This is a genomic window from Paenalcaligenes sp. DL 309, from assembly GCF_057475285.1.
Map to the genome: position 1 here is coordinate 1 of NZ_JBYBKW010000019.1, position 10261 is coordinate 10261.

10 protein-coding genes are annotated in these 10261 nt (G+C 41.0%); 6 read left to right on the forward strand and 4 right to left on the reverse strand.

Annotated elements, in window-relative coordinates; translation table 11 throughout:
• Positions 1-61 precede the first annotated feature (61 nt).
• Positions 62-1434 (forward strand): IS3 family transposase gene (locus AC2UZJ_RS12155; protein ID WP_486950423.1). Its coding sequence is split into 2 segments (ribosomal slippage): positions 62-515 and positions 515-1434, totalling 1374 coding nucleotides; the frame shifts between segments, so codons are not numbered across the junction.
• Position 1435: 1 nt separating this feature from the next.
• Here the strand turns inward: AC2UZJ_RS12155 and AC2UZJ_RS12160 are convergent.
• Together AC2UZJ_RS12160 and AC2UZJ_RS12165 are read right to left on the reverse strand one after the other, a co-directional pair.
• On the reverse strand, positions 1436-1957 hold the full coding sequence (locus AC2UZJ_RS12160) for a hypothetical protein (protein WP_486950415.1): 522 nt from the start codon (positions 1955-1957) through the stop codon (positions 1436-1438).
• Between the two features lie 362 nt (positions 1958-2319).
• Entirely contained in the window at positions 2320-4158 is a 1839-nt protein-coding gene (locus AC2UZJ_RS12165; protein ID WP_486950416.1) for a hypothetical protein, read from the reverse strand.
• Between the two features lie 675 nt (positions 4159-4833).
• Here AC2UZJ_RS12165 and AC2UZJ_RS12170 point away from each other — a divergent pair.
• The 3 genes from AC2UZJ_RS12170 (at position 4834) to AC2UZJ_RS12180 (ending at position 6112) form a co-directional block, all read left to right on the forward strand.
• Positions 4834-5079 (forward strand): DUF3320 domain-containing protein, encoded by a 246-nt coding sequence (locus AC2UZJ_RS12170; RefSeq protein WP_486950417.1) that lies wholly within the window; start codon positions 4834-4836, stop codon positions 5077-5079.
• Positions 5019-5237, forward strand: a complete 219-nt coding sequence (locus tag AC2UZJ_RS12175; protein ID WP_486950424.1) for a hypothetical protein — start codon at positions 5019-5021, stop codon at positions 5235-5237. Before AC2UZJ_RS12170 ends, AC2UZJ_RS12175 begins: the two co-directional genes overlap by 61 nt.
• A gap of 149 nt (positions 5238-5386) precedes the next feature.
• On the forward strand, positions 5387-6112 hold the full coding sequence (locus tag AC2UZJ_RS12180) for a hypothetical protein (protein WP_486950418.1): 726 nt from the start codon (positions 5387-5389) through the stop codon (positions 6110-6112).
• A gap of 119 nt (positions 6113-6231) precedes the next feature.
• Here the strand turns inward: AC2UZJ_RS12180 and AC2UZJ_RS12185 are convergent, their stop codons facing one another.
• A complete protein-coding gene (locus AC2UZJ_RS12185; RefSeq protein ID WP_486950419.1) occupies positions 6232-6864 on the reverse strand; it encodes a hypothetical protein in 633 nt (210 codons plus the stop codon).
• 574 nt (positions 6865-7438) lie between these two features.
• On the opposite strand from AC2UZJ_RS12185, the gene AC2UZJ_RS12190 reads away from it, so the two are divergent.
• Positions 7439-8710, forward strand: coding sequence for a hypothetical protein (locus AC2UZJ_RS12190; protein WP_486950420.1), 1272 nt, complete (start codon positions 7439-7441; stop codon positions 8708-8710).
• 53 nt (positions 8711-8763) lie between these two features.
• On the opposite strand, the gene AC2UZJ_RS12195 is transcribed toward AC2UZJ_RS12190, so the two are convergent.
• Positions 8764-9492, reverse strand: a complete 729-nt coding sequence (locus AC2UZJ_RS12195) for a nucleotide-binding protein (RefSeq protein WP_486950421.1) — start codon at positions 9490-9492, stop codon at positions 8764-8766.
• Between the two features lie 242 nt (positions 9493-9734).
• Here AC2UZJ_RS12195 and AC2UZJ_RS12200 point away from each other — a divergent pair, with 242 nt between their 5' ends.
• Complete coding sequence (locus AC2UZJ_RS12200) at positions 9735-10241, forward strand: hypothetical protein (protein ID WP_486950422.1); 507 nt, start codon at positions 9735-9737, stop codon at positions 10239-10241.
• Positions 10242-10261 lie beyond the last annotated feature (20 nt).

Here is a 10261-nt window from a genome sequence, read left to right on the forward strand (position 1 = left end):
ACCGCAATAATTTGCGATTCAGTAAATCGTGATTTCTTCATTATCGTCTCCTACCTAAAGTATCGCAGAAAACTCCAATTATGACTGTCTCAGTTTAGGGGAAGTGGACATTAGCATTGCTGCCTTATCACATCTTTATGGTATTGATAAAAGCGCGATTCGCTATTGGCTTCAACGTTATCAGTACCATGGCAGTCGAGCGTTTACTAAGAAACACAGCTCTTATTCAGCTAGATTTAAACTGCAAGTCCTGACATATATGAGGCAAAACCAGGTATCTTTACGAGAAACGGTGGCCTATTTTGATATTCGAGGTGGTGCAGGAGTCGTCAGTCAGTGGGAGAGGTTGTATGATAAAGGTGGACTCATTGCGCTCGAGCCACGGCCTAAAGGACGACCACCAAGAATGAAAACACCAACGCTTAAAAAACCCAAAACCCGTTTAGCGACAAACGATGAAGCGTTAGCTCAACTGCGAAAAGAAAATGCGTATTTACGCGCGGAGAATGCGTACTTAAAAAAGCTCGATGCCTTACTGCAGGAAAAAGAACACGCACAGAAAACGGGTCTCTTGCCCAAGAAAAAGCGCGTGTAATCGCTGAGCTAAGGCAAAAATACGAGTTAAGTACTTTACTGCGCATTGCCCAGCTCTCGCGTAGTACGTTTTACTATCACCTGGCTAAACAACGTTTGACTGATCCGCTAGCCGCGTTAAAAGTGAAAGTCAACGCCTTGTACCACCACCATCAAGGTCGTTACGGTTATCGTCGTATTACGGCTGCATTGCGTCAATCGGGTGAGGTTGTGAACCATAAAAAGGTACAGCGAATTATGCAGAAACTAGGCCTAAAATCCATCGTTCGTATTAAAAAATATCGAGCTTACCGAGGGCAAGAAGGACGCATTGCACCCCATCTCTTGCAGCGCCAGTTCAACGCGTTGGCGCCCAATCAAAAATGGGTGACGGATGTGACTGAGTTTAAGGTGGCAGGAGAAAAACTGTATTTATCGCCAATGATGGATCTGTATAACGGGGAAATTATTGCGCATGAGATGAGCGCTCATCCTGTGCTTAAATTCGTCACGCAGATGCTGGAAAAAGCAAAAAAGCGACTCAAAAAAACAGAGAAACCACTCGTTCATTCTGACCAAGGCTGGCATTATCAACATAGGGCTTACCAACGGCTACTGACTGACCAGGGGCTGACGCAAAGTATGTCGCGCAGAGGGAATTGCCTAGACAATGCCGCGATGGAAAGCTTCTTCGGTACGTTGAAATCTGAATTGTTTTATGTGCAAAAATGGCAATCCGTCGATCAGCTTAAAAAAGCAATTCATGAATACATTAACTACTACAATCACGAACGGATTAAACTAAAACTAAAAGGACTGAGCCCAGTGCAATACCGAATTCAGTCCTTAAGGACCCAGTAAACTAAACCGTCCAACTATTGGGGGTCACTTCATACTGGGGTTTTTCGGGGGGATTACAAGTTAAAGATTCCATAGCAGTCAATTGTGCAGACTCTTCGATTAATTTCTGATGTAAATTACATAAAATAGCTTGAACAGATACAGGCGCATCAAGAACTTGCAATGGTAGAAATGCAGATACTGAGTCATCCTTCATTATGCTCTCTAACCCTGTAGCAATAGCAACGGAAGACTGGCCTGAAATTGTCAAATCACTAATTTCAAGTTTCCTAGCAAGTAGCCAAACCATAATGGTAGAAATGTCTAAATACTTCGCTATTACACGTAGACGTAATGAACTTAGCGTAGAAAATTCCTCAGCGTTGTTAACTAAGTAAGACAGTTCACCGAACGTCATCCCCAGTTGTCGTGCTAACTCAAAATCATTATGCCCTTTTAAAGCAGCTTGCTCATAAAGCAAATTAACAAGCTGCTGTAATGAGGATTTTGTAGCAGTGTGTTTTAAATTTCTTAATTGATTCATTAAATGACCTATTTTTCATAGAAAGCATTATTGCTCTCTAGTATGTATAGGTACCTTTAAAAAACAGGTCTGAAATGTAGCGATTAATTATGAAACTGAGATCTAGGGGGTAGTGGGGTAGTTGGGGTGCTTTTTAACATCGCTAACCTTCAATTCTTCTTCCAAGAAATAGCTAGGTTTTGGTCAAGTATACGAAAATCCAAAAACCAAATTAGAGGAAGAATCTATGAGCAATCTATAAGGTCCTTCTCTTTATGGGTAATGAATCCCCAGTCTTTCCACTGGAAGAAAGTAAAGTAGTTAAAAACACTACCCCATCTACCCCATCTACCCCTGATTCTTTGGTTTCCACAAAACACGAACTACTGTTCAAGTAGGATTTGCTTTGTTAATGAAGTATTGCTCTTTTCTGATTCAATGACATAGGTGGCCGTTTTTTTCCCTATCTTGCTTTGAGATAGTTTTAAACCGTCAACGACTCTATCTCGCTTGGCGCTTAAGATATAGCCTACTTTCATAACTCCTAGTTTTTGACCATGATTCGCTGAGCTATTTTCTAATAACTCTCTTAACGAAACATCATTGCCAAAATGGGTATCAGTTTCGTTTATAGCGGCTTCATATACTTGTTTTGCGGTAAACCTTTGACCTTTAAATATTTGTTGAAGCGCCTTTAGTAATTTGCCCAAGACCTCTTGCTCAGGATCTTCCTCGATACCAGTATCTATGGATTGCTTTGGGTCTGTGTATTCGGGGGTCATTGTTCCAACCCATGCAACAACCTGTCTTGCTAAAGTGTCCCAGTCCTCAAAGGAGGCTAGTCGGTCAGGTCTTACTCCTCCCTTTTCTTTGTGATACTCACTTTGCAGGTACCACCTTATTAACGTTAAGCCTGCATGTACTAATTGCTGACGATTTTCTGCTATATAGTTCAATGGATTAAAATCAAAACTTCTTTTTGTTGGGTTTTCCTCTTTACTATCTAAGCGAGATACCAGTACACGTCGAGGTAGTTCACCCGCTAATCGCAAGTTATTGCCTGTTATCAATAGTAATGAACGATTAGATACTTCGAGAGTTTTACTTTTACCTAGAACCCTATCTGTAAAGGTTTCAGATGTTAAAAAAGCAGCTAGTGAACCACTATTAAAAGTACCGATTACGTTATCCCACAGGATGACTCGAGTGCCTCTTCTTAACTCAGCAAAGAGGCGTTTTCGCACCTCATCATCATTATTGTTACTGACGGGAGGTAAAACTGAAGGGATAGTGCCTGTTGCTAACAAACCGATACACTGAGCCAAATAGGTTTTACCTGTGCCTTGTCTTGGAGCATCAATCGCAAAGGCTGGAGCTTTCCCTACTACAGGTCGAATTAGAGCTGTTAAGATTGCTGATAGGCAAACGCTTTTATCCACGGGGCCTACAAAAGGAAAACCCTCAAATGGTTTCATTAGAGTTTGCAGGGCCACGAAAGTATCAATCTCATCGATTTCAAGTGGTAGAGACAAAGGTTTTTCATTTGAAACTAAGTAAATACCAGTATGAGAGTCAAAGCCTACACGATTAATAACGTGGTTTTCTGGCGTTATGGTAGGTGTATTGATAATGGCTTTCAGATTTTTAAACTCCCTACTGCTTTCTGCTAATACTCCTTGAATTACACTCGAAGGTGGGTCTATGTTTATCTCTATATGGGCATCACCTTCTTTTTTCTCTAGTTTGTAATATTGAAAATTTCTTGCGAGTAAGATGCTCACCTGAGATAAGTTGCTGATAATTACAGGCTCTAGGCTATTGTCTTTAATCATGACTATCTCCCCTCCCATTTCATAAATATAAGGAGATTTTTTGAGTAGATCCAAGGTTCTGTCAACAGCTTCGATAGCCTTACCTTTGACATACGGTATGCGTATTAAGGATGGCTGCAGTCTATAACGATTACCATTAGATTGTTTGCAGCATAAATACGATTTACTGCTAGTTAGATACAAGGTACCTACTATTTTTTCTGCGCCCTCTTTTTTTGATTTCGTTAAAGATACCTCAGATAAATGCCACTCATTAGGTTTTTTAAGTATTTGAGCAACAGTCACCTTATCCCCTTCAGAAGTTATTAACTCACAGTGACTGGGTAGGGTATGCTTTTCTGAGTTTACGCTTGCAGAAGAATTGCTTAATTTATTGATGTTTTTTGACATAATGTGCCTTATATGAATTTTTAGAACTGAGCCCGATTTTTTTTAAGACCCATATTCAATATAGAGACACGTTAAATTTTCTATTTTTAAAACTTTAGGTTAAATATTTGATTACATTTTAGGTAGTGCTCAATCTGTACGTTACTAGATTCAAGTAGGTTTTTAGTGGTGTGTTACAGAGAGCTCTTTCGTATTTCCACCTAGCTAACCACAGGTGAAATGAACTGGCGAGCCCCGTTACGTAACAAATCTGTGCTGGCTTCATCTCGACGACTATCGGCAAAGCGCTACAATACAGCTCGAACTAATACGGCTTATCTTGAACACGAACTGGCTAGAACTGACAACAAGCGATCTGGGCGTGCAATCAAACCTTTTGTAATTTCACCGCAGATGATTTAAATACTACCGTCAGCAGCCCCAAGTGGGTTCGCAAGGTTTTTATCTAGGCTTAGCGGTGCGTGATCCAGCGAAACCGGGGGTGCTATGTATTAGCGGTAGAATGCGACGGTGCCAGCTATCACCCATCAGCAACATCTGGATTCCCAAAACCTGGACATCACCCCGCCGTTAATTGAATCTCCTACTCCTACGCTGACTAAACCTGAGATCAGCCGTGTTAAAACCGCGCCAGAAGTGCTAACGGTGGCTCCCTAGGAGCAAGTGGACCCCGTTATGCTATCGCTTCCCTGTGTGAATGATTTTCAAGAACTGTTGGATGAAGTCTTAGTTCAAGCTATTCATCAAATTGTAGTCACCGAAGGCCCTATTCATCTTACGCCCCTTACCACTAGACTAGTGCATGGCGCAGGCTTAACCCGCTCTGGTGCGCGCACTCAACGTCCAGACGGTTTGAGTTTTTGGCTGACGTCGAGTTACAAAAGGCTATCACCCTCACCGTCAAAGACGCTTACTCCATAGCCCGTGCGGAATGCATGATCGCTGCCCTAAATCTTATCGGCTTCAAACGCGTCACCGCCGCAATGCGCTCACGGCTTGAGGGATTGATGGATGAACTGATTAGTAAAGAAGAGCTGGATGAGGTGAATGGGAGGTTGGTGTTGAGTGTAAGTGGCTGAGTAAAGCACGTTGCTCTTAAGTTTATAAGATTTAAATCTCAAATATAAAACGGGTACATACACTTGTTATGACGGGTGCTAACACTTGTTATAAGCGCGTATAAACGCGTTTTACTTTCTCAAATTTTCAACTTAACAAAAGAGTGATTATGACTTCACAATCTAAGCAAATTGTCCCACGTAAACTTACCCTTAAAGACTCCCAAGCTATGTGCCCGACACTGACTCGCGCGTTAGCACAAATGCAAGAGTTATGTGCTATACCCGATGTTGATTATGCGCTTCAAGGGCATGCATTATTGTTTAAGGCCGAGCACCTCGCGGGGCTAGGTCTTGAGCCTTACGCGCCGTACGGCATGCTCATTCGTTTGCCAGACGTCTTTGAGGAACATCTTGATTTACTGGCAGAGTGCCGTCTTGGACCGGTAAATATATGTACGCTTGATCTTCTTACAAAGATAACTGTTGTAAGTTTTCATGGTTTTAACAAGGCCCTCATCGGGGTTATAGATTCAGCGTATCAGGAGATACTAGAACTTTGTGCGCCCTATGATTATGAAACCGACCGTCACCCAGAAGCGATGATACCATTTGTTCTCATAGCAGGAAAAACAGTAATTATTCGCACGGTAGAAACAGAAGAGGGTTGGCATGTGGTAATGCAAGGAGCGCAAATCGGCAGTGGTCCCAATTGGAGGCCTTATCGCATATATAGTGATGAGGATATGGCGAAAGCCGAGCAAAGAAAACAGCTCTATGGAGACATGCCTTGGGTCGGAAAGGTGTGGAGTTACCCGACTCCTGGAAGTTTCCCATGGCTTATGATGAATGCATCCTGGTTAGATGACCTTCTGCCTGACCTAAAAGAGAACTGACCCTCAATAATTGGACGGTTTAATTTACTGGGTACTTAAGGACTGAGTTCGGTACTGCACTGGGCTCAGTCCTGTTGTTTTCAGTAGAGTTCCTCCACTTTTTATAGATGGGGGAGATGTTACCCTCGCTTCATTACCCATCTCTTTGCCTGCAAAGCAGCTAGCAAGCTATCATCAGCATCCAAAGCCTCTGACCTGAAATTCGCCCAACGCTTGTAAACAGGCGTATTTTTACTAACAGGTCCCTCAGAAGCTTCGCCATAATAGCCATTCTTAATCGCATCTCTTGCTAAGCGAGTGGCTTGGGTGGCTTTATCTATGGGGTCATCATGATTGCTACTAGTAGCATTGCTAGCAGAGATTTTTTGAAATCTAAGTTTAGAAAAGCTGGCTTCTACCTCACCCCCCAATTTTGATGACAAGGTTCCTGTAGTCAAAGCGGCTGCCTCATCCATCAATTTAATTGCCTCACGAAGCCGCCAAGTTGGGTCCTGCTCTCGCTGCTGCTCTTCTTGTTGGGCCAGCGCTTTCGCTTCACGCGCTGGCTTAATAATGACATCAATGAGTCGCTCCAACTCTTCTGGAGTCAATTCTTTTTTAAAGATTTCAGGAACCTCGGTTGCATCCAAACTGATTCGACCAATTGATTGCATCCGTGTGAAAGGATATGGATTGCCTTCAGAGTTTTTGCGAACATAAATTTGTCTAGATACGCGAGCCGTATATTTGTTTTTTCTGATTATAATAGCCATTCTGGCTTCCTTAATAATGGTTTTAGATACTCTGTATAGGCACCATCATTCAAACAGGTAGTTAGTCATATTAGGCCCATAGATAGATTCAACAGGCTAGAGGCTCAGTCATTAGAAAAAAGGAATAGATGGGACATCTTCAAAGCTAAGGAAATTGAGATCAATGCAGTTTAATATTGGTACCACGCAGCTACTTTTTGTAGTCAGAACGTGTTCTGACTTTAAGGTTTGTATGGTGTGTAATCATATAGTGTGATGGAGATATGCATAGAGAGCTTGTTTCAAATGGAGCTGCTTTAAGCTAGTTAGAACTTATTTTGAAAACAAAAAGGGATTATAAGGTGAAAAACTCCTTAAATCCTTGCTTAAAAATGGGTTACGCCACAGTAAATTAGAGGAAGGAATCGTGCAGAAATACTGTTGTAAGCCTCATAAATGTTATGTCTTTGACTGTTTTTTAATTAACTCACTAGCAATGCGAGGGTTGCTTGTGAGGGTTGCTTGAAAGTAGGTAGCTATACATAGTTAAAGGAGGTTGTTTTAGCTTCCTTGTTCTTAAATAAAAGGAGCGGCTATGTCCACCAATCTATTTACTTATTCTTTGTTAAGGAATTACGATAGCAACCTATCAACTATAGACTCGAAGCCAAGTGAGCCTCTACACAGTTTAGTGGTTGAAAAAAGCAACCTAGATTTACTTCACTCTGAACCTATAGTCACACCACAAGAACGGTACGCTATCAATCCAGGGCTTTTAAAAAAATTACCGGCTCGTACTATTAAGCTGCGAGTTCGTTTCCTCATCATTCATAAGCTTAGCGAGTGCCGCTTACTTAGAGCCATTGACGTTGCAGCCTATGTGTTTGGTGACAGACACCTTTCAGCAGCTCTTACTGCCGCTCAGCGAGCTCTTAGGGGGCTTAAGAATGATAAGTTGATTAAGAGTTTTGTGTCTGATAGAAATCAGCACTTCTATGTTTTAACTAAAGCAGGTGCTACTTGGTTTAATAACTTGTTCTATCAAGATGATCTTGAGATGGATGAGTCATTTAAAGCTCGATCAAGTACTCAGTGGGCAGACAGTTTAACTAACCCTGAACATCTCATGTATAGCAATTTTATTAAGCTTTGTTGCATTAGTCGGGGTCTAGATGCTTGTGTTGAAAATGAGTTGATTTTATACACGACAAATAGAAACACTACGTCTAGTGATAAAGACTCCTTAGGTCTAATGGAAGTTAAAAGTATTAAAGGAGGCAAAAAGTTACTGCGCCCCGATGTACTTAGTTATAACGAACAAGGAGCGGTATGGTTTGAAATTGACAGAAGTGCTAGAGGTTCGGACCGAAGAAGAGACTTAACCCAATTAATTTGCAGCGTAGGCCATCGGCTTTCTCGTGATGTGGGTTGGTTAGTGGAAGATCAGCAGATTTTAAATCATTTAGTTATATTCACCTACTCCAAAAGCTTTTTTAATACGGCTTCCCGGCTACTACGCAAGTCTTTTCCAGATAATGATTTCATCGAAGATGATAATCGAGAGTTCAATATTAAGAGGCAGTCAGTTTGTTTTATCGACAATGATACACATCAGGTCTATGAGCTTTGGGAGAAAAGATTAGATTTTACAGATAAAAATTCTGGAAAACGTCATTTTAAAGGTTACATGTCAATTCAAATGATACCTTCTTGGTTGAAAGGAGCGGGGAAAAAAGCGCTACTAAATGCCCAAGAGTGGCTTCCTTCTGCTAACTATCTTCCCTACGTAAACCCAGACGGATGGGACGCTCCTAAAAATATTATTCACCCAGGCATTTTTAAGTGGGAAGACTATGATTTAATGTGAATACTTTAAAGAACAATCCTCCCCCCCTTCTCCCTTGAGTAATTAAAGGGAGCTTACTGCATGTCTAACGAGATTTCAGTCATTAAACATTCAATCATTAACCTAGCCATCTTAGCCTTCGGGTAATGGAAAACAGTCCTACGAGTACATGATGATGTTACAAACTCAGCCGTCTTATCAATTGAACTTGAGAGTATTGGTATTTGAAGTCCTTTTTTTAGCTTCCATTTATCAAGCAGTTCTTCCAGTTTCTGCACAGTGTACTGCGTAGAGGGTCGATGGCTTTGATGCTGCGAAAGAACGATTTTGATGTTTAGAGGAGTTCCGCTGGATGCCAATCGCGCATCATTAGCCGCATTTAATAAGACAATGAAATCCTCCATTGCATCTAAGTTAGCGAGGTCCCATGACATAAATGGGACAAGAACTAAGTCAGAAAAGAAAAACAGCTCCAAAAGACTTTGGTCACTATCACGTGTTGGAGTATCAATGATGATTAACTTTTCGTCCAAGTCCGCTACTACCTCCTCGTAGGCCTGTTGCATTCCACCAAGGTATTTATTATTTCTAACTATAAAAGGAATCGTATTAAAGGGCAGGGAAAAACTCTCATCATTTGCGCGGTCCCACATTTTATGAGCGCTTTGCTGAGTATGGTTATCAAGAAGAGCAACTGGAACACCTTTAACCGCAAAGCCGCTCGCTAAATTCAAAGCGATAGTTGTCTTCCCAGATCCGCCTTTTGTGTTTGCTACTGTTATTAAATACTTTTCATTTTTCATTTCTTGCTTTACCTTTAAAAAGATAATTGTTTCATTGATAAGTAATTAATGCAATAGTGGATTAATGCTAAAATATATAATTAAATCAATAGTTTAGACTAAATATTTTGTGTTTTTTATTTAAGTTTAAATACATTTAATTTTAAGATTTTATTATTTTTTTAGATTGATAAGTAAAGAGCTATTAGTTAATTATTAAGCACTTAGCAGCAAAACTCATTGAGACTTATTCAGTCTACGTCATGGACTGTTTTGCAATAAAACTAAAATTTAAGCCAATGAGTTCAAGGTCAGCACCAGGGATAATTTATTCGCTTCATCCATTTTTGTTGATGAGTCAGCCCGCACCTTGCGGAGAAATGCCTTATGTACCCGTCGGTTGGCAACCCTTCCCAAGACCTGAAGAACAGCGTGCCAACGCAATTCGGCTAAAACCAGGTGAAGATTTCGCTAAATCCATGTATGTTACTAAGTACAGATTTCAGCACAGCCGTAGCCAGTCAAAACGTATTTATGAAGAATTCGAAGGAGGTGATAAATTGATGCCTGCCGATGACCTAGCTGAGTTTGCTGAGCAATTACAAACAAAAGTCAGTTTTCCTCAAAGTACTCTAGATCAGGCTTTTCATAGTTATGGACAACGAAAAAAGCCTCTAGATGAACTGACCCCAAGAAGTTGGACACCCTTCCAACCTTTTGGGGTTTTTCTATGGCTAAATATAGTGCAGAACTTAAGCTATATCTTGTAAAAAGTTATGCGTCAGGGCAG

Coding starts and splice junctions, on each gene's coding strand:
- AC2UZJ_RS12160 (WP_486950415.1), bottom strand. CDS start 1,957: ATGAATCAATTAAGAAATTTAAAACACACTGCTACAAAATCCTCATTA.
- AC2UZJ_RS12165 (WP_486950416.1), bottom strand. CDS start 4,158: ATGTCAAAAAACATCAATAAATTAAGCAATTCTTCTGCAAGCGTAAAC.
- AC2UZJ_RS12170 (WP_486950417.1), top strand. CDS start 4,834: ATGCTATCGCTTCCCTGTGTGAATGATTTTCAAGAACTGTTGGATGAA.
- AC2UZJ_RS12180 (WP_486950418.1), top strand. CDS start 5,387: ATGACTTCACAATCTAAGCAAATTGTCCCACGTAAACTTACCCTTAAA.
- AC2UZJ_RS12185 (WP_486950419.1), bottom strand. CDS start 6,864: ATGGCTATTATAATCAGAAAAAACAAATATACGGCTCGCGTATCTAGA.
- AC2UZJ_RS12190 (WP_486950420.1), top strand. CDS start 7,439: ATGTCCACCAATCTATTTACTTATTCTTTGTTAAGGAATTACGATAGC.
- AC2UZJ_RS12195 (WP_486950421.1), bottom strand. CDS start 9,492: ATGAAAAATGAAAAGTATTTAATAACAGTAGCAAACACAAAAGGCGGA.
- AC2UZJ_RS12200 (WP_486950422.1), top strand. CDS start 9,735: ATGGACTGTTTTGCAATAAAACTAAAATTTAAGCCAATGAGTTCAAGG.